This is a genomic window from Saprospiraceae bacterium (assembly GCA_016710235.1).
Classification (GTDB): domain Bacteria; phylum Bacteroidota; class Bacteroidia; order Chitinophagales; family Saprospiraceae; genus Vicinibacter.
In genome coordinates this window covers 2,364,203-2,390,995 of the sequence record JADJLG010000001.1, presented here as the reverse complement: position 1 = coordinate 2,390,995, position 26,793 = coordinate 2,364,203, and the positions used below count along the sequence as shown (strand labels likewise).

Here is a 26,793-nt window from a genome sequence, read left to right as displayed (position 1 = left end):
AATTATTTCTTATAATTTCTCTTTTCTTTAGGCATTTTGCGTTTGAATTGAAGACCACCTGCATCTTCATTTCCTTCTGGGCCACCGGTTCTTGTCATTGCACATCTAAAACCAAGTGTCCTGTCCGCTTTGTCTTCGTCTTTAAATCGTCTTGCACCCGGAGATAGCCAGAATAATCTGTCTGCCCAACTTCCACCTTTTATTACACGTGACTTATTGCTGATCAAAGAATACTTTCCATAAGCATACTCTATAGCCTCATCATCGTCATCAAAGTAATTTTTCACATCTGCTTTGTTGTAGTTCTCTCTCAATGTCAAAGTGCTATCTCCTACGATCTGATAGCGCAAACTTCCTAAACTATCTTTTTCCACAGGATTACCATTCTCGTCCAATATCAACTCACTGAATTCATTTCCTCTAAAAGGATTTAAATCGTGATTTTCGACGTCGCGGAGTGTAGTTGAAGTCAAGGGTCTGAATACATCTTCTACCCATTCACTTACGTTTCCTGCCATATTGTAAAGACCAAAGTCATTAGGCCAGAAAGTGCGTACCGGCCCTGGAATATGTGCATGGTCATTCAACTTACCGGCCATACCCATATAATCACCACCTGCTTTTTTGAAGTTAGCAAGTATATTTCCCATGTATTTGTCTCTTCTCTTGTAGCGAGCTGTTGACCCATCCCATGGATAGATCCTTCTGTCTGTGATCAGCTCGTCTTTATTCTCTGATTGCTTGCCTTTCAAGGCCAATGCTGCGTATTCCCACTCAGCTTCAGTCGGAAGTCTATATTCAGGTAAGAGGATACCATCTTCAAATCTAACCTGACGCTCACCTCCTGTCTGCAAATCAGGAAGGTTTTTGCGCACATTACCTTGATATTGACCGGCTAGATATGCTTTTGAATTAAAATTGTCAGCATCTACTTGATCCGGGTTAGGATTCAAGACCCCTCTTTCAATCAACACCATTTCATTTACCCGATCTGTTCTCCATTTGCAATAGTCCTTAGATTGCAACCAGTTTACACCTACAACCGGATATTCATCATAGCTTGGAAAACGAAAATAAGTTTCAACAAAAGGTTCGTTATAGGCAAGTTCTTCCCTCCATACCAAGGTATCCGGTAATTCCTTGCGCATCACATCCGGATAAGACTTGTAAACTCTTCCCAGATAATAAATAAACTCACGATAATTGATGTTGGAAACTTCTGTTTCATCCATATAAAAAGATGAAACCGTAACCCGTCTTGGAATATTGTTCCATTCATAAGTCACATCTTCCTCAGTCAAGCCCATGGTAAAAGTTCCTCCTTCAATCAGTACCAGATTTGGACCGGTAGCTTGACCTTCGTAATCAACTTTTTCAAAACCACCCCATTGCTGGTCATTGTATTTCCAGCCTGTGGAGTCTGAGCGATCTGTGTTTTTCTTGCTACAAGAAGTCCCTAGTACCCCTAGTACAAGCAATGCATACGCGAAGAAAACTTTGGTTTTCATTTACCTACTACTTTTTTTAGAAGAACAAAATTAAGAATAATTTATTGTACAAACCACAAATTATTTCTTTAGTAATCAATCAGATTCTTACCCTCAGGCAGTTTTTACCCAAATTCAATATATTATAAATAGTAATATATTTATCTTACTGAATATCAATATTTTTTAAATAAAAAAATAAACGCATGTATAAATGTGCAATGCTTTAAGCCGGGGATTTTACCTGAAAGCATCAAAACAATCGGTTCTAACTTTTGACCGTTGTCGAATGGGAGCTAAATTTATGCCAATTCCGATTTCATGGCTTCCACCTTGTGAAATTCCAAGATCAGATAGCGTATAATCAAAACTGTAACTAAACCTGTAAATACCTTTTTTTAACCCCAACATTGTAATCAAAGCATCTGAGTTTTGTCTCGACTGTCTGTAAAATAGCCCCAACTGCAGGCTGCTGATTTGATAAATTCCCCCTATATTCAATTGCCAAAAAGAAGACTGCAGAGCATAAAGCAGAGTTGGACTAAATACCTGGAGCGTCCTTCCCGCACGGGACAATCTGATGTCACCACCAGTAAGTATAGTCCACCGGACCGGGAGACCATCATTAGGGTTAAGACTCTGATCCAACAAGCTGTTGTCGGGAGTATTGATATGCTTACTGCTTACACCGAGGTAAAATACGGGCGTGTAATACAGTATTCCTGCACCAACATCAATATATGTTCTTCCTTTTTGGCTCGGTTCAAGTTCAGCACTTGGATACGGTGTTCCTCCGGGACTCACCGGGCCATATTCAGGGTCAATCTGATCTCCAAAAATAAAACGGTCCCAATCTAAACTGTAATGTGCCAGCCCAAATTCAAGTCCTCCCTTAATATAATAACCTTTTTTGTAAAGGGGTGCCTGATAACCATACACAGCCGTAGCCTTATAAGATCTCAAAATTCCATCACCTGAATTATCAGCCAATAAATGGGCACCTATACCACTCTTCCACTTTCCAAAAAACTGGTCATAGCTAAATGCAGTGGTCGTATAAGTATTGAAATTGCCTTCAATTGCCGGCCACTGATTGCGGTACTGCAATGAAAATCTTGGAGCCTCATCTAATCCGCAAAACGCAGGATTATTGTGCAATGGAGATAGAAAAAATTGACTAAATACAGGATCTTGAGCATAACTCCCGCTTGCCCAAAAAAACATTAAGCCCAGCAAGAATGGCTTATATTTGTTAAAATTTTGGACAATTGTACTTTCCAAACTTGTATGTCGTTTTGATTTCATTCTCAACGCAGTCACTAACAACAAAAATTTTATTTGGATGAAATATTCTTTGATTTTTACATTTTGGACAGCCGCCTGCACTTTTCTACTTGCCCAGCGATCCTCTTCACTCAAAGGTAATGTGAATTGGAATCAATTTGATAAAAAAGTTCCGAATACAGGAGTATTATCAAACAATAAACTTCTTCATTTTGAAGGTGCAGTATGGAGTTTTCAATATCAAGCGCCACTACTTATACAAGCTCTGGAGTTGGGATCAGCTACAGTTTCAGATATAAACCTGATAGATCTCAATACTAAAATCATAGGACCTTCATCCATCCTACCAACCTTAAAAACGACCAGTTTTTAATACAAGTTACCAACTCCAAATCTGGAAATGAAAAAAACACCTTGGTTGAAATTTTACCTCTCAGATTGCGCAACGGCATGATTGAAGGCTTATTGGATTATGAGCTCTCCTACAATCCAAGCAGTATTGCATTACCGACAACTCCACCACCTCCTTTTACCAAAAATTCTGTGTTAGAAAATGGTTTGATTTATAAAATTGCAATTGATAAAGAAGGAGTGTACAAACTGGACAAAAGTTTCATCCAAAACAACTTGACTCAAGATCTAAGCAGTATCAATCCAAAAAACATCAGAATATTCACGAACGGTGGCGGTATGCTCCCGGAATCTAACTCAGCTCCAAGGGTAGATGATTTGGCGGAGATTGCCATTTTAGTCACTGGCGAAGCTGATGGTGTATTCAACGACCAAGATGCAATTTATTTCTATGGAAAAGGACCACATTCATTTTCTTACACCACAAATGGGGATCTTAATTACAGTAAAAACATATATTCAGATTACGCATATTTTTTCGTAAAATTTGATCAGACCCCGGGTCTCAGAATCAACTCCTTGCCAAGCAACTCAACCGCAGAAAAAGTTTTTAAGCAAAATTTTGTGACTATACACCACCAAAAAGATTTAGTCAACCTTTTAGAGCATGATCCCGGAAATCATGGTTCAGGTCAACGCTGGTTCGGAGAAGAGCTTTCGGGTACCAGAGTTCAAAGTTTCGGCAACGAGTTTACTTTTGACGAAATTCTTTCTGATGAAAACGTTTTCATCCAGGCAGTTGTGGCTGGAAGATGTGCCCAACTCAGCACTTTTGAAATAAAAAGTGGTAATCAAACTATTGGAAGGATCAACACACCTCAAGTCTATTATGGTACAAATAATATCTATGCAAATCCTGGCAGTTTATCTACTTCCTTCAAAAGTCCAAATGACAATTTAACACTGAGTGTAAACTACTTAAATACAAGTGTGGTGTCTGAAGGTTGGTTGGATTATGTACAAGCTTCCGCGTTTACTAATCTAAAATATTTTAACAAACCGCTTTTGATTTCGCATCCTGACCAAGTGAACTTTTATTCAACCGGTTTCAATGTTTTGAGCTCAACCGTGTATCAAGACTTGTGGAATGTAACCGATCCGCTGAATATAAGCGGGATCAAAACCGATCAAATTATCCCCGGAGGTTTCAATTTTCAAGTATTAAATAATCAGGCTCGAGGTCGATATGTTTATTTTGACAGAAATGACATAAATCTGCCTAATCCTAAATTTATTGCAAAACTGGAAAATCAAAATTTGCATGGATTGGAAACTGCTGATATGCTCGTAGTGTATCATAAAAATTTTAAAGATGAGGCGCTGCGATTTGCAAAACATCGAAGCAGTTTTTCAGGGTTGAATGTAGTGACAGTCGATGTCGATCAGGTCGCCAATGAATTTGGTGGAGGAGTGAAAGACCCTTCAGCTTTACGCGATATGTGCAGGATGTTGTACTCTCGAGCTCCCTCAAAATTTAGATATCTTTTGCTATTTGGCGATGGAAGTTATGATTTCCGACATGTAGATACAAGAACAGATGATCAGAATTTTGTTCCTACTTATGAAACTTTAGAGTCATTATCACCTATCATATCTTACCCAAGTGATGACTATTTTGGACTATTGGATGATTCGGAGGGAGAAGGTTTGAGAGGTGGCCTTGAAATATCCATAGGCAGATTTGTTTGCAGGACAAACGCTGAAGCCCAGAATATTGTCGACAAGGTCATCAGTTATGATACAGATCCAAAATGCTTTGAAGAATGGCGCTTGAACATGTGTTTTATGGCAGACGATGAAGATGGAAACATTCATTTGGATCAAGTCGAAGAACTGAGTACATTACTCCAAAAAAGTCACCCTGTTTACAATCAAAGCAAAGTCTATCTCGATGCATACGAACAGATCACGACTCCGGGTGGGGAAAGATATCCTACAGTAACCAAAGCAATCTCAGATGATATGTTTAAAGGGCAGCTCGTATATACCTATCTGGGCCACGGTGGACCAACATCTTTAACTCAAGAGCGAGTCCTTAAATCATCTGATATCATAGACTGGGACAATCAATATAAACTTCCATTGATGATTACTGCCACCTGCACTTTCAATGGATTCGATGATCCATCGATCACAAATGCCGGAGAAGAAGCTATTCACAGTAGAGTAAAAGGTGCAATTGCATTATTTTCAACAGTACGGGCAGTGTATTCAGATGATAATTTCTTGTTGACAAGCTCAGCTTTAAAGCACCTGATTGAACAGCAAAATGGAAGCTATTTGACTTTAGGCGAGACCCTCAGAAAAGCAAAAAATGAGAATTCTTCAACAGGAATTTTAGAAAATTCCAGAAAATTTATGATGTTTGGTGACCCTGCACAAAACCTTGCTTTACCAAAGCATTCACTTGCAGTTACTTCTATCAACGACAAATCCATTTCAGCAGTGCCTGATACTTTCAGCTCCTTGCAAACAGTAAAAGTGAGTGGATATGTAGCTCAGCACAATGGCGACAAATTGGGCAACTTCAATGGAAAATTGTATATAAATATTTTTGACAAACCATCCAAACTGACAACTCGAGGAAACGATAAAGGAAGTTACCCAAGAGATTATTATGTGCAGAAAAACACCATTTTCAAAGGTATCGCAGCGATTAAAAACGGGGATTGGGAATTCAGTTTTATTATTCCAAAAGACATCAATTATTCATTGGGCCAGGGTAAGATGAGTCTTTATGCTACTGACGAAAAAAACACAGATGCTGCTTCCTATTTCGAAGGATTCTACATCGGCGGCACGAGTTCAGATTCACTTGTTGATGATAAGCCACCAGTCGTCCAATTATTTATGAATGATGACAAATTTGTCACCGGAGGAATCACAGATGAAAATCCAAAAATATATTCAAAACTTTCAGACGATACAGGTATCAATATCTCGGGCTCAAGTATCGGTCACGATATTCTGGCTGTGCTTGATCGTGATTCACGAAATCCCATCATCCTTAACTCCTATTTCAAATCAGAACTAAATGAATTTAAGAAAGGAGAAATCCTCTATCCACTCAAAGATCTTTCGCCGGGGACACATACTTTGACTTTGACTGCATGGGATTTGTCTAATAACTTGGGAGAAGCCACTCTAGAATTTCAGGTCAAAAACAGTGAAAATCCAAGTATAGACCATGTTTACAACTTTCCAAATCCTTTCAGCACTCGTACCCAGTTTCAATTTGAAACCAATATTTCCGGATCCGAGCTGGAGGTGCAGATTAGAATCCAGTCCATTTCGGGTAAAGTGGTGCGCACTATTGGACAGAAAATTAAACCTAACGGCTATCGTATAGATAATATCAATTGGGATGGAAAAGATGATTTTGGCAACCCGCTAGCCAATGGTGTTTACTTGTATCGGGTTCATGTCAGCTCCTCTGATCCTTCCGGTTCAGTAAAAAAGAGTTCGGATTATCAAAAATTGCTCATTCTGAGATAATAAAAGAGTCCTGTTTTACATTCTATATACTTCCGCTTCGCAAAGGAGGCTGACTTATAAAATATTAAATTTATTAGTAATATTATTAAATTTGCGCTCAATTATTCGGAATATTATGCAATTCAAATTTTTGTTTTTCGCCCTATTGATTACCTCTACAACATTACACGCTCAGTGGGACCCAACGAAAAAATGTTATATAGATGGCGGAACCAACGACTGCCTTTCCAATACTATCCTCACAGCATTACCATTCCTTCGGATAAGTCCTGATGCTCGTTCCGGAGCAATGGGGGACGCAGGTGTATCTCTCACTGCGGACCCTGCAGCCATGCATCACAATGCTGCTAGATTGGCTTTTGCAGAAGAAGATCTGGGACTCTCCATCACTTATTCTCCCTGGTTAAGAAACCTTGGCATTGATGATATTTTCTTGCTTTACCTGAGTGGTTTTAAGAAGTTAGACGACAATCAGGCTCTAGGTCTTGCTGTAAGATATTTTAGTCTTGGTACGATTGAATTTACCGATGCCAATGGCAATGACCAAGGAACAGGCCGTCCGAATGAGTTTGAGATCAATTTGGGTTATTCCAGAAAATTGTCACCTGTACTCTCGGCCTCATTGTCGGCTAAATTTGTCTATTCAAATCTCGCCACAGGTCAGTTCGTGGGTACTAGTCAAATTAGTGCGGCTCGGTCTTTTGGAGCGGATTTGGGCCTTTTTTACAGAAATAAATTAGGACAAAGCGGCAGAAGAAATTATCTCAATGCAGGACTGGCAATTACCAACGTAGGCTCAAAAGTTACATATGTAAAAGGCGTAGTCAAAGATTTTATTCCTACAAACCTTGCAATTGGTGCTACCTATGAAATGAATTTTGATGACTTTAACTCGCTTTCCATAACAGGAGAAATAAATAAATTGCTGGTGCCTACACCAATCCAACCTTCAGACTCTGCCTACGATGCAAACCATAATTCATACGCAGATTATAGAGAAAAGCCTTTGTTTGAAGGAATACTTGGTTCTTTCAACGATGCTCCGGGTGGATTTACAGAAGAGTTGCAGGAATTGATGTACAATGTTGCTTTGGAGTATTGGTATGATAAACAATTTGCAGTCAGAGCTGGCTATTTTCATGAAAATTCATTGAAAGGAGATAGAAAATATTTGACACTGGGCCTCGGTTTGAAATACAATATATTTGGTATGAATCTTTCATATCTCGTGCCTACAACAAACAATAGAAGTCCCCTGGCAAATACTTTGCGATTCACATTATTTTTTGATTTTACCAATCGAAATAAAAATAAGAGTACTCCTGCTGAAAACTAAATTCAGCACTTCAGGACGATAGATTTTTTGAGGAATTTTATACAGTTTTAATTAAAAAAGGCTCGCATTTCTGCAAGCCTTTGGTAGTGAATTGAATAAGCCGGATTCTGTCTCCGAAAAATCGGTATCCATCATTTATCTGTACTAATCATTACTGACTAGTCTCCATCTGCCTACCCTTCCATCGTTCAAAAGAACCCTCCAGACACAGGCATTCCGAAGAATGAATGGATATACTTGGCATTTCAAAACATGAGGTTTATCCCAGTTTCCAGTTGCCTGCAAACCGTAGGAGCTCTTACCTCCCTTTTTCACCCTTACCCAGAATCTGGGCGGTTATTTTCTGTGACACTAGCTGTCTTCCTCTACCAGGGAAGCCCACCCGTTAGGTGGCATGTTGTCTGCTTTGTCCGGACTTTCCTCCACAAATCATTAAGATCTGCAGCGATAGACTACAATTCACGGGAAAGGTACTAATGATTTTTTAATTCAAATCAAGTCTAACACATTAGATTATTTTTATATGTATAAATCATTATCTTTATGGCCTAATTGGGGCGCTTTTGGTCGGAAAACAAAACATCAGATGGTATGCAGTCTGGGTAGTGGCATTTATTGTTCTACTACTATGCAAAACCTATGAACAGTTTTATGTGAGTTTTGGTCATTCGCATTCTCATCAGGTACATACTTTTGTACAATCCAAAGTATCCGAAATTTATCAAGCAAAAGAAAAATTTCTTTCTGCACTTGACAAATCAAAACACTCCAGTTCTCAGGGCGAAAGTATAAGTCATTGGATCAACCAATTTACGGACCAACATCCTGATACCTACATTCTTGTTTGTGGAGAAGGTAGAATCACATACTGGAACCATGCCGGATCATCGTTTATAAACCATTGGTGTCCTTGTAACAATTCTCAAGCAGGGTTTGAGTTTTATCAAATAGGTTCTCAAAACTTCTTTGCCGTATATCAAAATCTGGAAAGCACTCAGTGCACTGACAGCTGTGTGATCGTTTATGGGCCTATTTTTCAAACTGAGAAGAATCAATCTCCCCTGATTCTCACCAATCAAAAAATAGCAAAAAATCAAGTGCCCATCTTAGATACAAAAAAAGCCGCAGTAGGCTTTCTAAGTCCAAGTGGAGATTATCTAAGTCCAGTTTATGCTAATATCCTTATTATCATTTACCTATTGGTATTACTCTCAATTTATTATCCGTTTCATCACTTTGCAAAATATTTTCTTAACCACAAAAATTACTCTTGGGCATTTCTCACGATCATTTTAGCACTTCTCATTGTACTTTCATTATCACAATGGATAGTCAATCAAAATAGCTTTTACCATTCCATATTGACCAGCACTCAAATTCACACCAACTACTTTCACTACACCTTGTTCGAGTTTATTGTGATCTCAGGCATCATTTTTCATCTAACATATTTTTTTAGTAAATACTACAAAATTGAAGAATTCTACCATTCAAAAAGAAAAATTGATACATATATTATTCCGTTCTTCAATTACTTGGCTACCTTCCTCGCATTTTTGCTTTATACTTCTGTCTATAAGGCCATTTTTGTAAATAGCGGCTTTCATTTTCAACTGGATAACATTGTGATGATGCCTGTTGAAAATTATTTCCTTCTCATCAATCTCCTTTTAGTATTGGTATCTGTGTTCTTGATTGCACACAAGTTATGCATGAGCACTCTTAGCTTTAAACTTGAATTGAATGAGAGATTTCTGGTATTTGCAGCTGCTGCATTAGTGATTGTGCCTATCGCTATGCAAATCAACATTTCAATCAATGTCATTGTATTTGTCCTGGGTTCATCAATTGTCATTTGGCTTTTAGATTATTTTGCTGATGGCTATGAAACAAATATTCTTTGGTTGATAAGTTGGATTATCATCATTTCATTCCTGACTTCCGGTCTGATCTTCCATTACCAAAACGAAAAGAAACGAAATCTTGAAACAGAAATTCTAAGTCACTATAAAGAAGACCTGACAAAAGCAAAAAAAGATACAACTTCTTCCATCAATCCCACAGCCAACCTCATCCAACGAGCTTATTCATCAAAAGTAAATTTATACATTTTTGAAAATCAACTTTTAAATTATGCCACCAACACGAACAAACCGGTATATTCTCAACTTGTGAATCAATTAGGTGAACTCTCTTCAAGACGAGTAATCGCAGAAGGCAAAGACTATATGATCGCCAGACCTCAATCCGATACTATTATTGCTCTGTCACATGATCGAGAGTCTATGCTCAATGCGATTTCACTTTTTTCATATCTGTTTTCTGCTTTAATTTTATTTTGCTACGTAATCAATTTTATTCATCAGAAATATAAATTCATTCCCGAAGGTTTGCAATTTAATCTACCTGACAAACCCTCATTAAAAAACCGAATTCAATTTTATATCATTCTGGGAATCATCATTTCATTTGTGATCATTGCTCTAATTACTGTATTTTTCACAAAGAGATCAGAACGTCAGATTTTGGAGGAATCTCTATTACTTAAAATAAACAACCTGACATTTTATCTTGAAAATTCGATTGCATCACAGAGTTTGTTTGAAGATGCTGAAAGAGTTCTTCAAGGGCAGATAAATCATGCAAACAGCCTGTTGGATTACAGTGTTGAGGTTTATGATAACAAAGGTTACATGATTCAAAACAATGGCAGTTCAAAACCTACTTTAGAAAGAACTAAACTTTTGGACCCAAGATTTTACTTCAACTATCCAAGTGACGTTGCAGATGTTGTAATCACCGAATATGATGACAAGACTCTTGGAAAACGGATCTTAGCTTATAAGAATCTATTCTTCAAAAATCAAAGGATAGGCACGAGCGAAGTTTCAACTACTATCGATGCAGGAAATAATTCTAACAACAGACTTGCCATATTAATTAACACCTTGCTCAATATTTATGTATTTCTATTTTTGATCGCCGCAAGTTTAGCTACAATCCTGGCAAATTCAATTACCTCTCCACTTGAGGTTCTAGGAAATAAAATTAAAGAACTCCGTCTCGGAAAAAGAAACGAAATGCTTGAATGGAAAGCAGAAGATGAAATTGGCGAATTGATACAAACTTATAATCAGATGGTCGATCAGTTGGATGAAAGTGCACATATGCTAGCTAAATCTGAGAGAGACAATGCCTGGAGAGAAATGGCAAAACAAGTGGCTCACGAAATAAAAAATCCATTGACACCGATGAAACTCAGTATCCAGTACCTACAACAAATGATTAAATCCGGGTCGTCGGAAGTGATTCCCATGACAGAAAAAATTAGTCAGAATCTTCTTGAACAGATAGATGGTCTCACACAGATTGCTACTGAGTTTGGAAATTTTGCTAAAATGCCTATAGCTACCAATGAAAAACTTTTGTTGAATGAGGTGGTTTCAAATGTGCATGATTTATTCAGAAAAAGAGAAGACCTAGACATTTATCTTTCAGTAACCATTGATGAACTTTATGCATTCTGCGACAAAAATCAATTGATTCGTGTGCTCAATAACCTCATCAATAATGCAATCCAAGCTATACCTGAAACCAGAAGAGGTAAGATAGAAATCGCCTTAACAAGCAAAGACAAATTTGCGTGCATAAAAGTTAAAGACAATGGCGTTGGAATCCCAGAAGAAATGCAGTCTAAGGTATTCCTTCCGAATTTCACAACCAAATCATCAGGCACCGGGCTTGGGCTTGCAATGTGCCAACAGATAATTGAAGCTGTAAACGGAAAAATTTATTTCAATAGTTTACCAACTCATGGCACTGAGTTTGTTGTTGAACTTCCACTCATGAAATCGTAACCATTGAAAGCTGGGAATACCCCTCTTGAACGAAATTCAACAATTAATTTCATTTAGTGCTTTATAGCATAAAAATAAATTCCCGAAATTAAAGCTTTACCTTTTTGATTTTGATATATGAGACAATCAAAAATTGACACAATGGTTCATAAACTCTAACTGCAATAACATCGCATACTCTACATTATTCGTAGACCCTAAAATGAGAAAAAATCCTGAGCAGGGATAATTCTACTTAGAAATAAATCCTCTGTTTCTCATCAAGGCATCTTTGTTTGGATCTTTTCCTCTGAATTTTCGATAAGCCTCCGATTCTTCCATAGTACCTCCAACGCTGAAAACATAATCCAATAGTCGTTTTGCAACTTCTTTGTCATATGGGCCACCCTTGGCTTCTGTAAAAGCTTCATAAGCATCCGCACTGATTACATCAGACCATAAATAACTGTAATACCCGGCTGAATAACCATCATCGGCAAAAATATGACCGAATTGAGGAGTTCGATGTCTCATCACTATCTCCTTAGGCATTTTTAATGCAGCTAAAGTTTCTTTTTCAAATTTGTCAGGGTCGATAAGCGTATCTCCTGCAAGGTGCAACTTCATATCAATGAGTGCGCTGGCTAAGTATTCCACTGTACCAAAGCCTTGGTTAAATTTGGAAGCAGCCTGAATTTTTTTTAATAATGCTTCCGGCATCGGTTCTCCTGTTTTATAATGTATGGCAAATTTTTGTAGTACTTCAGGAGTAGACAACCATCTTTCTAAAATTTGCGAAGGAAATTCTACATAGTCTGTAGCAACATTAGTTCCGGATAAGCTCGGATAATTTACTTGTGAACACAATCCATGCAGAGCATGACCAAACTCATGAAACAAGGTCTCAGCATCATCCCAAGAAATTAAAATTGGTTCGTTTGCTTGTCCCTTAATGAAATTACAATTATTAGAAACAATTGTCGAAATATCTCCGTTGAGTTTCTCTTGTTCTCGGTATGCTGTCATCCAGGCGCCTGATCTCTTACCTTGTCTTGCATAAGGATCAAAATACCAAAGCCCTACGTGCTTGCCACTTGTTTTATTGGTCACCTCGAATACCCTAACATCAGATTGAAAAACAGGAATACCATCTATTTGCTTAAAAGACAAATCAAATAACTCTCCAGCTACATAAAACATTCCTTCTCTTAATTTCTCTAACTGCAGGTATTGCTTGATTTCATTTTGGTCAAGATCATACTTTGCCTTTCTTACTTTTTCAGCATAATACCTGTAGTCCCATGGTTCAATCTTAATTTTATCACCATTTTTGTCGGCAATAGCTTGCATGTCTTTAACTTCTTCTTTGACACGGTTGACTGCCGGAGTCCATACGGATTCGAGCAAAGCCATAGCACGTTCCGGCGTTTGAGCCATTTTATCTGCGAGGCGAAGGTGAGCATGAGTTTTGTATCCAAGTAATTTTGCTCTTTCAGCTCTAAGATGAAGGATTTCCGGAATGATTTTGTTATTATCATTGGCATCTCCATTGTCACCTCTGTTTACAAACATTGTCCACACTTTTTCTCTTAGAGCTCTGTTATTTGCAAAGGTTAGGAAAGGCTCCACAGCTGACCTTGTATTAGCAATTATCCAATTCCCTTTTTTATTTTTTGACTCAGCGAGCTGTGCTGCCGCAGCTTTTAAATTCTCAGGCAGTCCGTCCAGATCCTTTTCGTTTGTGATTAACTGAAATTTGTCCGATTCATCTGCCAGTTGATTTTGACTAAATTGAGTAAACAGCCCTGCAAGTTTTTGATTGATTTCTGCAACTCTTACTTTAGAATTTTCATCAAGTTTAGCTCCTGCCAATGTAAAAGTCGTATAATACCTCCACAATAATCTTTTCTGTTCATCGGTGAGTTGTATTGATTTTGCATTGTTATTTACCTCTTCAATCTTTGCAAACAAGGCTTTATTTTGGATAATGGAATCATTGAACGAGGCAAATCTTGGTTCCATCAGAGTTTGTATTGAATCCATTTCAGGATTAGACATATTGCTTGTCCAGATATAATAAATTGCCTGAACCCTTTTCAATGTTTGTCCTGTTTTCTCTAATGCTAAAATTGTATTTTCAAAACTAGCAGCTTGTGGATTATCGATAATCGCTTGAATCTCTTTTCTTTTTCATCCATTCCGGACTCCAACGCCGATACGAAATCACTGATAACTACTTTATCAAAAGGCGGTACTCCTCCATAAGGTCCCTGCCAAACCTGAGACATCGCCAGCGTATTCACTTGTTTCGACTGAGTTGCTTGTGAAGATTGATCATTGGTTTTATTGTTTTGCTTGCAGCTAATGGCAATCACTGAAATTAAAATGATACCTAAAAAAAGCTTCTTCATTTATTTGCATTTTGTGTAAAAAGAGATATTAATTTACTTTGTAAACTGAGTTTATTTCAAGAAGAAAAAAAATAAAACTGATGGTTTAATTTTTTTCATTGCTTCGCAAAATTATATAAACCGGTAGGGAAAATATGAAATTATTGAATATTGAAAAATTAATAAATGTCTATAATTATAGTGCTTTCATTTAACGATCAATATTCAATCATTAGAATTCCTAGGAAGATACATTCTCCAGAGCCTTCTTCATGGTCACACCAATATTTGCGGGAGAAGCTACTACATGAATACCACATTCACTCATGATCTTCATTTTTGCTTCAGCAGTATCCTGTGCTCCACCAATGATGGCACCTGCGTGACCCATTTTTCTTCCTTTTGGGGCAGTTTGTCCTGCTATAAATCCAACCACAGGTTTGTTTCCATATTCTTTTATCCAAAGTGCAGCTTCAGTCTCCATACTACCACCAATCTCACCGATCATTACAATTCCATCTGTCTCGAAATCAGCCATAAGCATTTGGACGGCTTCCAAAGTAGTTGTACCAGGTATAGGATCTCCTCCTATTCCAATACATGTGGATTGTCCCATTCCAGCTTTGGTAACTTGATCGACAGCTTCATATGTAAGAGTTCCTGATCTTGAAACAATTCCAATACGGCCTTTTCTGTGAATAAACCCGGGCATGATGCCCACTTTTGCTTCATCCGGCGTAATAACACCAGGACAATTCGGTCCTATTAACCTGCATGGATACTTACTGATGTAATCTTTCACCTTGATCATGTCTTGGACAGGTACTCCTTCAGTGATGCAGATGATCACTGTGATACCTGCTTCAGCAGCCTCCATAATGGCATCTGCGGCAAATGCCGGTGGAACAAAGATTAATGAAGTATCGGCACCGACTTGATCAACCGCCTCTTTAACAGTGTTAAACACAGGTCGGTCAAGATGAGTTTGTCCACCCTTACCGGGAGTTACACCTCCTACAACCTGAGTACCGTACTGAATCATTTGCTCAGCATGAAATGTACCCTCTTTTCCTGTGAATCCTTGTACAATGATTTTTGAATTCTTGTTTACTAAAACGCTCATACCTTTCGATCAGTTAATTTTTCTTTTGTTTTTCGATGACAAAAACATCTTCGTCTTTTCTTGACATCAAATACCTTTCGCGTGCAAATTTCTCAAAATTTTTCTCAATATCCAGTTTGTCTTTCTTTGCATCTTCTGTGAGCTCAAGGTATTTTGCTTTTTCTCTCTCAAGCTTTCGCACAGACTTTTGTAATTTGTATTGGGTAGAAAAATTATACTTATCAAAAAAGCCCAGATAAATCACGAAAGTGATCACAGCAAGCAAAATTTTATGTCGCCATAGGTAAACAAATATTTCGAACCCCTTGGCAGTTTTCGTAGTTTTCATTTTGTGAGTTCTTAATAATGAGGCAAATATACATGATAATTACTTATTAAGTATATTTTTACCGGCATAACTTGCCTGACTTCCCAGTTCTTCTTCTATTCTCAGTAACTGATTGTATTTGGCAATTCTGTCACTTCTGGAAGCAGATCCCGTTTTGATTTGACCTGTGTTGAGCGCAACAGCTAGATCAGCTATGGTTGTATCTTCTGTTTCACCCGACCGATGGCTCATTACTGTAGAATAGCGATTTCTTTGGGCGAGTTGTACGGCGTCGATGGTTTCAGTCAAAGTACCTATTTGGTTTACTTTTACCAATAAAGAATTAGCACATTTTTCTGCTATTCCTTTACGCAACCTATCGGTATTGGTCACAAATAAATCATCACCCACAAGTTGGATTTTATCACCCAGCGTTGCTGTCAGCTCCTTCCAACCTGACCAGTCATCTTCTGCTAAGCCATCTTCAATGGAGAATATAGGATACTGTTTTACCCAAGAAGACCACAAGTCGATCATAGCTGAAGTGCTAAGATCCTTTGAGCCTGACTTATGAAACTTATAAATTCCTTTCTTGGGTTCAAACATCTCTGTAACCGCAGCATCCATAGCAAGGAAAATATCTTTACCGGCTTTATAACCAGCCTTTAGAATAGCTGTCAATATTATCTCAATTGCTTCTTCATTGGATTTGAGCTCAGGTGCAAAACCTCCTTCATCCCCAACATTTGTAGAATATGACTTTGACTTGAGTACAGTCTTTAAATGTTGGAAAACTTCAACTCCCATCCTCAATCCTTCGGCAAAACTTTCTGCGCCAACAGGCATGATCATAAATTCCTGAAAGTCCAATTTATTATCTGCATGCATTCCACCGTTGATGATATTCATCATGGGCACCGGCAAAAGGTGTGCATTTGTTCCTCCAATGTATCGAAATAATGACAGTTCAGAATATTTCGCTGCAGCTTTCGCAGCTGCAAGGGAGACAGAAAGCAAAGCATTGGCCCCGAGGTTCCCTTTATTTTTCGTTCCGTCAGCTTCAATAATTGTTTCATCTATCAATCTCTGATCTGTTACATCCATACCGATAAGTAACTCTGATAAATCATCATTGACATGATCTACTGCCTTCATTACTCCTTTCCCTAAAAAATAAGATTTGTCACCATCTCGCAGTTCAACGGCCTCATGTTTGCCAGTTGAAGCCCCAGAAGGCACTATTGCTCTGCCGCGAATTCCATTCTCCAAAATAATGTCAGCTTCAACAGTTGGAAAACCGCGGCTGTCTAAAACTTGTCTCGCCAATACATCGACAATAATGCTCATTCCACTTATTTTTAATTGTTAGATCCTGAATCTATGCTTTGAAAAAACTGCTTGAACAAATATCTGGAATCATGCGGACCAGGTCCTGCTTCTGGATGGTATTGTATCCCAAAAACAGGCAATGTGATATGCCTGATGCCTTCCACTGTATCATCATTTAGATTACGATGAGTCACCATTAGTTCAGTTCGAGATTGGAGGGCGGCGTTATCTACTGCAAAACCATGATTTTGGCTCGAGATTTCACCCAAGCCGGTTTCAAGATTTAATACGGGATGATTAACCCCATGGTGCCCGTGATGCATTTTATAGGTATTTACGCCAAAAGCAAGTGATAGAATTTGATGTCCTAAGCAGATTCCGAAAATTGGTTTTTTGGTAGAAATCAATTGCTTTGTCAATTCAATGGCGTATGACATCGGTGCTGGGTCGCCGGGTCCGTTTGATAAAAAAAATGCGTCAGGCTGCCAATTTTGCAATTCATCAAAACTACTCTTTGCGGGAAACACTCTTATAGTTAAAGGGAATGCTGCCAGTTGCTCGAGTATACTTTTTTTAATTCCGAAGTCAAGTACTGCTAATTTTTTTGATCCATCCACGATTCTATAGTCATAAAACTGATTCGTTGTTACCTGACTGGCTAACTCTAGACCCGACATATTTGGCACATCATTCAGTCTATGCTTCAATACATCAATGTCAAGTATCTCTGAAGAGATAACAGCGTTCATAAGGCCATTCTGCCTAATATGAGATACCAATTTACGGGTATCAATGTCACTTATTCCGACTATGTGGTTGGTTTCAAGATATTCTTGAAGGGAAGAGTTTGCTAATGGTCTGCTTGGAAAACTTGAAAAATTCCTACACACTAATCCATTAATGTATACCTTAGAAGATTCATTATCCTGCTCAAAAGCTCCATAATTACCTATATGTACGTTGGACATCACCATTATCTGTCCGAAGTAACTTGGATCAGTAAAGATTTCCTGGTAACCCGTCATACCCGTATTGAAACAGATTTCACCCCCGGTTGTGCCAATGGCTCCACAAGATTTTCCACTAAATAAGGTTCCATCTTGAAGTAGGAGTAAAGCAGGCTTATTTTCTTCACGATTCATGCAATCGGATTATATATAAATAACGCAAATATATGAATAACGGATGTGCACGCTTTCAGATTATCTCAATTTTTAAGCTTGAATTTCTAATAGGTATCATATTGACTGATCAATCCGGAATTATTCAAAATTCGACTTGATAGGGTAAAAAAAAAAGCGGCACTTGGCCGCTTTTTTATAATTATGCATTTGATTCTTCAGTTTCCTTAGTTTCAGGAGCATTACTTTCGTTATTTGCTCCATCTTCTGTCTTTTTAGTCTTGCTACGTCTGGTTTTACGCTTAGAAGCTTGTTTCACTTCAGATGCTTTTGACGCAGATACCATGGTGCTGTTGAAATCGACGAATTCAATCATAGCCATCTCTGCCCCATCTCCTTTTCTAAAGCCTGTACGGATCACTCTCGTATATCCTCCAGGTCTAGCAGCAATTTTCTCTGCTACTGCACCGAATAACTCTTCGATTGAATCTTTACTTTGAAGATAGGAGAAAACTGTCCTACGCGAATGTGTAGAATTGGTTTTGGCTTTAGTTGCCAGAGGTTCTATGTATTGTCTAAGCGCTTTTGCTTTAGCAAGCGTCGTTGTAATTCTTTTGTTTTTGATCAATGCCGCAGCCAAGTTGCGAAGTAAGGCTACGCGATGTCCCTTTTTTCTGCTGAGGTGATTGAATTTCTTACCATGTCTCATGCCTGAGAATTTTTTATTTACTTACAATTATTCTTCGTCCAGTTTATACTTGCTCAGGTCCATCCCGAAACTGAGTGATTTACTTTGCAGTAACTCTTCTATTTCGACCAAAGATTTCTTACCGAAGTTACGGAACTTCAATAGTTCGTCTTTGTCATACTTTACCATTTCACCAAGTGAATTGATCTTTGCCGCTTTAAGACAGTTATATGCTCTCACAGAAAGGTCCAGATCCTCCAAAGGTGTCTTGAGCAATTTGCGCATGTGTAACACATGTTCATCCACGATTGTGTCTTCTTTACGCACTGCATCTTCAAAGGTGATGTTTTCATCAGTTATCAATAAAAGATGTTGGATCATTATACGAGATGCTTCTTTTACGGCTTCTTCCGGATGGATTGTACCATCTGTTTGAATAGTAAGGTTAAGTTTTTCGTAGTCTGTCTTTTGACCCACACGCGTATTTGCAATGGAATACGATACATTTTTGATCGGAGTATAAATTGAATCTACCGGTATTACACCGATGGGCAATTCTTTACTCACGTTTTCATCAGCAGGCACGTAACCTCGGCCCTTTGTAATCGTAAGTTCTATCTCAAGATTAACAAAAGGTTCCATGTGACAAATGACCTGATCAGGGTTTGTCACTTGAAAAATATTTGTGTTTGCTTCAATTTCGCCAGCTTTAAAACTGTCTTTTCCGCTGAGCGAAAGATAAATTTTCTGCTCTTTGATATCTTCACTGAAGTTTCGTGGTTTTAACCTTACCTTTTTAAGATTTAAAATGATTTCCACTACATCTTCGATAACACCTTTGATGGTAGAGAATTCATGATCCACGCCTGCGATACGCACATATGATATCGCATAGCCTTCCAGAGAAGACAAAAGGATCCTTCTGAGTGAGTTTCCAATAGTTTGTCCGAATCCCGGCTCTAGTGGTTTGAACTCAAAGGAGCCTTCAAAATCATTTGATTTTTGAAGAATGATTTTTTCCGGCTTCTGAAAGTTAAGAATACTCATAACTAATGGTGATAATTTGTAAAGAACAAGATTATTTTGAATACAATTCGACGATCAACTGCTCATTGATCACTTCAGGAATTTGATCACGCGAAGGGTATTGTAAAAATTTACCTTCCATCTTATCTGCGTTCCATTCTACCCATGGGAATTTTCTCACATCAGATTTTTGCGCAACTTGATGATGAATATGATCCATAGATTGGGACTTGCCGCGTACTGCAATCACGTCTCCTGGAAGTAATCTATAAGAAGGAATATTTACAACACGTCCGTTGACAGTGATGTGTCTGTGTGAAACTAACTGTCGTGATCCCTTTCTTGTAGCGGAAATTCCAAGGCGATAGACTGTGTTGTCCAATCTTGCCTCAAGGTATTGAAGCAAATTTTCACCTGTTACTCCACCCTTCTTATGGGCATCATGAAAGATATTTCGGAACTGTCTTTCTAAAACTCCGTATGTATATTTAGCCTTCTGCTTTTCAACAAGCTGAACAGCATAATCGGACTTTTGTTTTTTCTTTCGAGACGGCCCATGCTGTCCCGGTGGGTATTTTTTGCGTTCAAATGATTTGTCATATCCGATAAGGGATTGACCAAATGCTCGAGATTTTTTTGTAACTGGACCAGTATATCTTGCCATAATCTGCTTGTCGTAATAATGGAAAATTAAACTCTTCTGTGTTTCGGCGGCCTACAGCCATTGTGAGGAATTGGAGTTAAGTCGGTGATTTTCATAATCTTTATGCCGGAACTGTCTATCGCACGAATTGCTGCTTCTTTTCCGGAACCGGGTCCTTTGACATAAACTTCTGCGGTTTTCATTCCTGCTTCAAATGCAACAGCAGCAGCATCATTAGCTGCCATTTGGGCTGCATAGGGAGTATTCTTTTTGGAACCTCTGAATCCAGATTTTCCGGCAGAACCCCATGAAATTACTTCACCGGCGCGGTTACACAATGAAACAATAATGTTGTTGAATGAAGCTTGTATATATGCAAAGCCTTCTGAATCAACTTTAACTTTCCTCTTTTTTGCTTTTTTACCTTTTGCCATAATATATTTATTGCGGGAAGCAGTAGATTACTTCGTAACTTTTTTCTTGTTTGCCACTGTTTTTCTCTTTCCTTTACGGGTACGTGCGTTGGTCTTTGTCTGCTGACCTCTCACAGGAAGACCTTTTCTATGCCGAATACCTCTGTAACAGGCAATATCCATCAATCGTTTGATGCTGAGTTGAACCTCAGAACGCAACTCTCCTTCTACTTTATAATCGTCCTGAATAGCCTTTTGTATGGACTGAATCTGATCATTAGACCAGTCTTGAACACGGATATTGTGATCAATTTTGAGGTCCTCTAATATTTTGGCTGAAGTCGCTCTTCCTATGCCATAAATGTAAGTAAGGCCTATGAGGCCCCTCTTGGATTTTGGTAAATCAATTCCTGCTATACGCGCCATACCTTATGAGTTTATCCCTGACGTTGTTTAAACTTTGGATTCTTTTTATTGATAATATACAGCTTGCCCTTACGACGAACAAACTTGCAATCTGCGGTTCTTTTCTTTACTGATGTACGAACTTTCATACCTTTTGACTTTATCTATACCTAAAAGTGATCCTTCCTCTTGTTAGATCATATGGACTCATTTCTACAGCCACTTTATCTCCCGGTAAAATTCGAATATAATTCATCCTCATTTTTCCTGAAATGGTGGCTATGATTAAATGATCATTTTGTAATCTGACCCTAAACATTGCGTTGGAAAGAGCTTCTTCAATCGTTCCATCCTGTTGGATTAGGTTCTTTTTGGCCATTTTACAAAATTCGGAGTGCAAATATCGCACTTTTTCTTTAGACTGCGTACAAATTAGTATTATTTTTAACTTTTTCTTCTATTTTTGAATGATCCGACAGTAATATTGCGCCTTCTTTACCCACAGCAATAGTATGCTCATAATGTGCTGAAGGTTTACGATCGGCGGTAACTACTGTCCAACCGTCTTTCAAATGTTTGACATTCTTAGTCCCGAGATTGATCATCGGCTCAATAGCAAGTGTCATACCTTGCTTCAATAGCACTCCTCGGCCTGATTTCCCAAAATTTGGGACTTCAGGAGGCTCATGCAACGATCTTCCAATACCGTGGCCCACCAACTCTCTCACCACTCCAAACTGATGCTTTTGCTCTGCATGATATTGGACCGCATAACTGATATCTCCGATGCGATTACCTTCTTTGGCTGCAGCAATTCCCAAATAGAGGCATTCTTGAGTAACTTTCATCAATCTGACAATGTCATCATTGGGTTGGCCCAAGACAAATGTATATGCCGAATCACCATGAAATCCATTAAAGAAAACTCCACAATCCACAGATATGATATCGCCTTCTTTGAAAGGCTGATCGTTGGGGATGCCATGGACGACCTCCTCATTCTTTGAAATACAAAGTGTAGCAGGAAATCCATTATAACCTAAAAATGAAGGTTTCGCTCCTTGGGAGCGGATAAACTCATATGCTTGAACATCTAATTGTTTTCCGGTAATACCCGGCTTCAATAAGGACGCCATCAATGCAAGCGTTTCGCTGACCAATAAACTGCTTGCTTTAATTTTCTGAAGTTCCTCCTCAGTTTTGAGGTATATCATTGCGCTGGTATTCTATCCTATTGAAGGTCCGATACCTCCGGTGCTTGTCCTACCTTCAATTCTTCCAGATTTCACTAATCCATCATACTTTTTCATCAAAAGATAGGATTCTATCTGAGCCAAAGTATCTAGTACCACACCTACTAAGATCAGCACCGAGGAACCTCCAAAGAACCTGGCGAAATTGGAATTGACACCAAATAACACCGCAATTGCAGGAATAATGGTTACAAAACCTAGAAAAATAGATCCAGGTAATGTAATGCGTGTAGTGGTCGTATCGATGTATTCTTCAGTATCTTCACCTGGCTTTATTCCAGGGACAAATGCATTATTTCTCTTGAGATACTCTGCATAGTTTTGTGGATTAACGATCAAGGCTGTATAAATATAAGTAAACACTACAACCAATACAAATGTCAGCAAATTGTGCCAGAAACCATATGGGTCGGTCAATTCTCTCAATACTCCAGTCGATCCGAATGCAGGGTCTCCACTTAAATATTGGACTGCTGTCAATGGCAGGAAAGTAATTGCCTGAGCGAAAATAATTGGCATTACACCGGCAGCATTAACCTTCAGTGGAATATAATCACGATCTGTATTGATTGGCATAGATCCAGCTCCACGGCCTACCATCCTCTTTGCAAATTGTATCGGAATTTTTCGAACACCCTGAACGATCAATATTGAAATTATTATAATCAGGAAAAGAATCACCAATTCAAATATAAACAATATCAGTCCATTATTGGCAAGCTGGGATTGAAGTTCGAATGCAAATGCACCCGGCAACCTTGAAATGATACCGATCATAATTATCATTGATGTACCATTACCAATACCTCTGTCAGTAATTCTTTCTCCTAACCACATACAGAATATCGTACCAGTTGCGAGGATGATACTATTCGCAAACCAAAACGTAAAACCGCTCATATCCGGATTTACAACACCGAGAGAGTGAATATAAGTCAGATAACCACCACCTTGAACAAGTGTAATTAAAACGGTAAGTAATCGTGTAATTTGATTGAGTTTTCGTCTTCCGCTCTCGCCTTCTTTCTGTTGTAATCTTTGGAAATATGGCACCGCAAATCCAAGAAGTTGCACGATGATAGATGCCGTAATGTATGGCATAATACCCAAGGCAAAAACGGACGCCTGATCAAATGCACCACCTGTGTACGTGTTGATCAAACCAAATAAACTATTTGCACTGTTAGATTTGTTCTTGAGCGCTTCAGCATTCACTCCCGGCAATACGATAAATGAACCCAATCTGAAGACTAAAAGCAATAAAAGCGTGTAAACAATTTTATCACGCAATTCTTTTATACTCCAAATATGCTGCAGCGTTTCAATAAATTTTTTCATTTATACTTGTTTTGGTTGCGTCATTACTTTTTGGTTCACTTTATTCAACTGACCTGTGAGAATGACTGCAGTGTAGAAAATCAAACAATTTCTAGAGTTCCGCCGCTTGCTTTTACTTTTTCGCCGGCAGATGCTGTTGCTTTATTTGCTTTGATGTGGATTGAAGAACTCAACTCACCTCGGCCTAATATTTTAATTTGGTCATTCTTACCAACTAAACGATACTTACGCAAAGTTTCATGGTCAAATGTTGAAAGCCCATGTTTAGTCGCAAGGTCTTGGATTTGATCCAAGTTAAATGTAACATATTCTTTGGTAGAAATATTCTTAAAACCTATTTTAGGCAATCGTCTTTGCAAAGGCGTTTGACCCCCTTCAAAATTCTTAGTAGATTTTGCACCTGAACGGGCTTTCATTCCTTTGTGACCTTTTGTCGCAGTACCACCATGACCGGATCCTTCGCCTCGAGCGATTCTTTTGCGTTTCTTGATTGCGCCTTTAGCTGGTCTTAGATTATGTAATTCCATAATAGTTTAGATCTTTTCTATTGTTAAAAGATGCCTTAATTTGTCTGTCATGCCTTTAATTTGTGGAGTAAACTCCAATTCCACTGAGTCATGAACATTTCTTAATCCCAAAGCTTGCATTGTCAATTTCTGGCGTTCATTTGCTTTGATGACACTCTTGACCTGGGTAATTTTAACTTTTGCCATATTCTAAATTTAATATCAGCCTTCGAATACTTTTGAGACTTCAATTTTGCGGGTTTTTGCAATCACATGAGGACTTCTAATCCGAGTCAATGCATCCAACGTTGCTTTCACCACATTATGAGGATTTGATGAGCCGTGTGATTTCGCCAATACATTGTGAACGCCTGCCATTTCCAAAACAGCTCTCATGGCACCACCTGCAATAACTCCTGTTCCATCCGCTGCCGGCTTGATCAACACTCTACCAGCACCATACTTCCCCTTCTGCTCATGTGAGATAGTTCCTTTGTACACGGGTACTTTGATCAGATTTTTCTTAGCGTCTTCAACTGCTTTACTGATTGCATCTGAAACTTCTCTTGCTTTTCCCAGTCCATGTCCTACTACACCTTTTCCATCGCCTACAACTACCAAAGCTGAAAAGCTAAAAGTCCGTCCCCCTTTAGTCACTTTTGCCACACGATTGAGAACTACAAGTTTGTCCTTCAGTTCTGAATCACTGGCATTTACTCTGACTACATGTGATTTTGCCATATTATTGTTTAGTCTTTATTAAAATTTTAAGCCTCCTTCACGTGCACCATCAGCGATAGCTTTGATCCTGCCATGATATAAAAACCCGTTACGGTCAAAAACCACATCTTCCAAATTCAAATCTTTCGCTTTTTTAGCTATGATGAGACCTACTTGTTTTGCCTGTTCGATTTTGGTTACTCCATTGACTGACTTATCCAATGAGGTGGCATGACACAAAGTCTTGCCCGCAGCATCGTCGATGATTTGGCAATAAACTGATTTATTGCTTCTAAAAACCGACAACCTTGGTCTGGAAGCTGTTCCTTCTAACCGTTTGCGTATGCGATATTTAACCTTTAATCTTTTTTCAGCTTTTCCTGTTGTGCCCATGTCACAAAATTTTTATTGTTTATTTACCTGCTGTTTTTCCTGCTTTTCTACGGATCACTTCTCCGCTAAACTTGATACCCTTACCTTTAAATGGTTCAGGTGGTTTCATACCCCTGATTTTAGCACAAATTTGACCCAGTAACTGGTTATCATTTCCAGAGAGAATAATCTTCGGATTCTGTCCTTTTTCCGTGACAGTCTCCAATTTCAATTCATCCGGGATAGCAAACATAATAGGGTGAGAATAACCGACTGACATTTCCAAAAGATTTCCGGTGTTGGCTACACGATAACCTACACCCACTAGTTCCAATTCTTTACGAAAACCGGTGCTTACACCTGTCACCATGTTGGCTACTAAGGCTCTTGTCAATCCATGCAAAGCTCTATGTCTTTTTTGATCAGTTGGTCGCAAAATATTTATTGCTCCATCCTCGACCTTAATTTCCATGTCCGGATCGATATTTTGGATAGCTGATCCACGAGGGCCTTTTATAGTAACTTTAGACTTAGCTACAGTTACTTCAACACCTTTTGGCAATTCGATGCCTTTTTTTCCAATTCTTGACATTGCTAGAATTATTTAATAAACAAAACACAAAACTTCTCCACCTACATTCTCTCTTCTCGCTTCTTTGTCTGTCATAATTCCTTTAGAAGTAGACACAATTGCTATACCAAGACCATTGATTACTTTTGGAATCTCTGACACTCCTCTATAGAATCTGCGACCTGGTTTGCTAATTCGCTCCAGAGATTTAATTGAGGGCAACTTTGTAATGGGATCGTATTTCAATGCAATTTTGATAACACCTTGCTTGTTATCGGTATCATCAAATTTATACTTGAGGATATATCCATTATTGTACAGAATTTCTGTAATTTTTTTCTTTTCATTAGATGCAGGAATATCAACTACGCGGTGACCTGCTTGTTGAGCATTTCTGACGCGTGTCAGAAAATCTGCTATTGGATCTGTTACTGCCATTTTCTTTGCTTTTAAAATATCTGTTTGCTTACCAGCTCGCTTTTGTTACTCCCGGAATTTTCCCATCCAACGCCATCAATCTGAAAACGTATCGGGAAACACCAAACCTTCTGATATATCCTTTAGGTCTCCCTGTAAGTTGGCATCTATTTTTTAATCTCACACGAGAACTATTTTTTGGAAGTTTATCCAGTGCATCCCAATCTCCTTCCTTTTTCAATTTAGCGCGAAGGTCCTGGTATTTTTCAACCATTCTTTCACGTTTTGTCTGGCGGGCTATGATAGATTTTTTTGACATCTG

At 38.5% G+C, this 26,793-nt stretch carries 26 protein-coding genes, 1 other RNA gene and 1 pseudogene; 4 read left to right on the top strand and 24 right to left on the bottom strand.

Annotated features, from left to right (window positions below):
- Nucleotides 1-2: 2 nt before the first annotated feature.
- Nucleotides 3-1,508 (bottom strand): SUMF1/EgtB/PvdO family nonheme iron enzyme, encoded by a 1,506-nt coding sequence (locus tag IPI99_09600; GenBank protein MBK7340768.1) that lies wholly within the window; start codon nt 1,506-1,508, stop codon nt 3-5.
- A gap of 219 nt (nt 1,509-1,727) precedes the next feature.
- On the bottom strand, nt 1,728-2,768 hold the full coding sequence (locus IPI99_09595; protein MBK7340767.1) for a PorP/SprF family type IX secretion system membrane protein: 1,041 nt from the start codon (nt 2,766-2,768) through the stop codon (nt 1,728-1,730).
- A 61-nt stretch (nt 2,769-2,829) separates the two neighbouring features.
- On the opposite strand from IPI99_09595, the gene IPI99_09590 reads away from it, so the two are divergent.
- From IPI99_09590 to porV, 3 genes are all read left to right on the top strand, one after another.
- Nucleotides 2,830-3,144: a hypothetical protein gene (locus IPI99_09590; protein MBK7340766.1), complete on the top strand. Its 315-nt coding sequence runs from the start codon at nt 2,830-2,832 to the stop codon at nt 3,142-3,144.
- A gap of 41 nt (nt 3,145-3,185) precedes the next feature.
- On the top strand, nt 3,186-6,677 hold the full coding sequence (porU, locus tag IPI99_09585; protein MBK7340765.1) for a type IX secretion system sortase PorU: 3,492 nt from the start codon (nt 3,186-3,188) through the stop codon (nt 6,675-6,677).
- A gap of 115 nt (nt 6,678-6,792) precedes the next feature.
- On the top strand, nt 6,793-8,013 hold the full coding sequence (gene porV, locus IPI99_09580) for a type IX secretion system outer membrane channel protein PorV (GenBank protein ID MBK7340764.1): 1,221 nt from the start codon (nt 6,793-6,795) through the stop codon (nt 8,011-8,013).
- An 82-nt stretch (nt 8,014-8,095) separates the two neighbouring features.
- On the opposite strand, the gene rnpB is transcribed toward porV, so the two are convergent.
- An RNA gene (gene rnpB, locus IPI99_09575) (RNase P RNA component class A) lies at nt 8,096-8,476 on the bottom strand.
- Nucleotides 8,477-8,576: 100 nt separating this feature from the next.
- Here rnpB and IPI99_09570 point away from each other — a divergent pair.
- A complete protein-coding gene (locus tag IPI99_09570) occupies nt 8,577-11,870 on the top strand; it encodes a HAMP domain-containing histidine kinase (GenBank protein ID MBK7340763.1) in 3,294 nt (1,097 codons plus the stop codon).
- Between the two features lie 231 nt (nt 11,871-12,101).
- Here IPI99_09570 and IPI99_09565 read toward each other — a convergent pair.
- The 21 genes and pseudogenes from IPI99_09565 to rpsN form a co-directional block, all read right to left on the bottom strand.
- Nucleotides 12,102-14,260: pseudogene (locus IPI99_09565) on the bottom strand (M3 family metallopeptidase).
- 220 nt (nt 14,261-14,480) lie between these two features.
- On the bottom strand, nt 14,481-15,362 hold the full coding sequence (gene sucD / locus IPI99_09560; GenBank protein ID MBK7340762.1) for a succinate--CoA ligase subunit alpha: 882 nt from the start codon (nt 15,360-15,362) through the stop codon (nt 14,481-14,483).
- A 13-nt stretch (nt 15,363-15,375) separates the two neighbouring features.
- Nucleotides 15,376-15,690: a hypothetical protein gene (locus IPI99_09555; GenBank protein ID MBK7340761.1), complete on the bottom strand. Its 315-nt coding sequence runs from the start codon at nt 15,688-15,690 to the stop codon at nt 15,376-15,378.
- A 39-nt stretch (nt 15,691-15,729) separates the two neighbouring features.
- Nucleotides 15,730-17,016, bottom strand: a complete 1,287-nt coding sequence (eno, locus tag IPI99_09550; protein ID MBK7340760.1) for a phosphopyruvate hydratase — start codon at nt 17,014-17,016, stop codon at nt 15,730-15,732.
- An 11-nt stretch (nt 17,017-17,027) separates the two neighbouring features.
- Nucleotides 17,028-18,140 (bottom strand): glutamine-hydrolyzing carbamoyl-phosphate synthase small subunit, encoded by a 1,113-nt coding sequence (carA, locus tag IPI99_09545; protein MBK7340759.1) that lies wholly within the window; start codon nt 18,138-18,140, stop codon nt 17,028-17,030.
- Between the two features lie 181 nt (nt 18,141-18,321).
- On the bottom strand, nt 18,322-18,828 hold the full coding sequence (gene rplQ, locus IPI99_09540; protein MBK7340758.1) for a 50S ribosomal protein L17: 507 nt from the start codon (nt 18,826-18,828) through the stop codon (nt 18,322-18,324).
- Nucleotides 18,829-18,855: 27 nt separating this feature from the next.
- Complete coding sequence (locus IPI99_09535) at nt 18,856-19,854, bottom strand: DNA-directed RNA polymerase subunit alpha (protein MBK7340757.1); 999 nt, start codon at nt 19,852-19,854, stop codon at nt 18,856-18,858.
- A 31-nt stretch (nt 19,855-19,885) separates the two neighbouring features.
- Complete coding sequence (rpsD, locus tag IPI99_09530; protein ID MBK7340756.1) at nt 19,886-20,497, bottom strand: 30S ribosomal protein S4; 612 nt, start codon at nt 20,495-20,497, stop codon at nt 19,886-19,888.
- A 26-nt stretch (nt 20,498-20,523) separates the two neighbouring features.
- Entirely contained in the window at nt 20,524-20,910 is a 387-nt protein-coding gene (gene rpsK / locus IPI99_09525) for a 30S ribosomal protein S11 (protein MBK7340755.1), read from the bottom strand.
- 27 nt (nt 20,911-20,937) lie between these two features.
- Entirely contained in the window at nt 20,938-21,315 is a 378-nt protein-coding gene (gene rpsM / locus IPI99_09520; GenBank protein ID MBK7340754.1) for a 30S ribosomal protein S13, read from the bottom strand.
- An 11-nt stretch (nt 21,316-21,326) separates the two neighbouring features.
- Complete coding sequence (gene rpmJ / locus IPI99_09515; protein MBK7340753.1) at nt 21,327-21,443, bottom strand: 50S ribosomal protein L36; 117 nt, start codon at nt 21,441-21,443, stop codon at nt 21,327-21,329.
- 11 nt (nt 21,444-21,454) lie between these two features.
- Nucleotides 21,455-21,673 (bottom strand): translation initiation factor IF-1, encoded by a 219-nt coding sequence (gene infA / locus IPI99_09510; GenBank protein MBK7340752.1) that lies wholly within the window; start codon nt 21,671-21,673, stop codon nt 21,455-21,457.
- A 37-nt stretch (nt 21,674-21,710) separates the two neighbouring features.
- Entirely contained in the window at nt 21,711-22,508 is a 798-nt protein-coding gene (gene map, locus IPI99_09505; protein ID MBK7340751.1) for a type I methionyl aminopeptidase, read from the bottom strand.
- A 12-nt stretch (nt 22,509-22,520) separates the two neighbouring features.
- A complete protein-coding gene (gene secY, locus IPI99_09500) occupies nt 22,521-23,885 on the bottom strand; it encodes a preprotein translocase subunit SecY (GenBank protein ID MBK7340750.1) in 1,365 nt (454 codons plus the stop codon).
- A gap of 80 nt (nt 23,886-23,965) precedes the next feature.
- Nucleotides 23,966-24,412, bottom strand: coding sequence for a 50S ribosomal protein L15 (gene rplO, locus IPI99_09495; GenBank protein ID MBK7340749.1), 447 nt, complete (start codon nt 24,410-24,412; stop codon nt 23,966-23,968).
- Nucleotides 24,413-24,418: 6 nt separating this feature from the next.
- Nucleotides 24,419-24,598 (bottom strand): 50S ribosomal protein L30, encoded by a 180-nt coding sequence (gene rpmD / locus IPI99_09490; GenBank protein MBK7340748.1) that lies wholly within the window; start codon nt 24,596-24,598, stop codon nt 24,419-24,421.
- A gap of 15 nt (nt 24,599-24,613) precedes the next feature.
- The gene (gene rpsE / locus IPI99_09485; protein MBK7340747.1) at nt 24,614-25,132 is read right to left on the bottom strand and encodes a 30S ribosomal protein S5; all 519 of its coding nucleotides are present in this window, start codon (nt 25,130-25,132) and stop codon (nt 24,614-24,616) included.
- Nucleotides 25,133-25,150: 18 nt separating this feature from the next.
- Nucleotides 25,151-25,504, bottom strand: coding sequence for a 50S ribosomal protein L18 (gene rplR, locus IPI99_09480; GenBank protein MBK7340746.1), 354 nt, complete (start codon nt 25,502-25,504; stop codon nt 25,151-25,153).
- A gap of 19 nt (nt 25,505-25,523) precedes the next feature.
- Nucleotides 25,524-26,075 carry a 50S ribosomal protein L6 gene (gene rplF, locus IPI99_09475; protein MBK7340745.1) on the bottom strand — a complete coding sequence of 184 codons (552 nt, stop codon included), beginning with the start codon at nt 26,073-26,075 and terminating at the stop codon, nt 25,524-25,526.
- A gap of 12 nt (nt 26,076-26,087) precedes the next feature.
- On the bottom strand, nt 26,088-26,492 hold the full coding sequence (gene rpsH, locus IPI99_09470; protein MBK7340744.1) for a 30S ribosomal protein S8: 405 nt from the start codon (nt 26,490-26,492) through the stop codon (nt 26,088-26,090).
- Nucleotides 26,493-26,520: 28 nt separating this feature from the next.
- Nucleotides 26,521-26,790: a 30S ribosomal protein S14 gene (gene rpsN / locus IPI99_09465; GenBank protein MBK7340743.1), complete on the bottom strand. Its 270-nt coding sequence runs from the start codon at nt 26,788-26,790 to the stop codon at nt 26,521-26,523.
- Nucleotides 26,791-26,793: the final 3 nt, after the last annotated feature.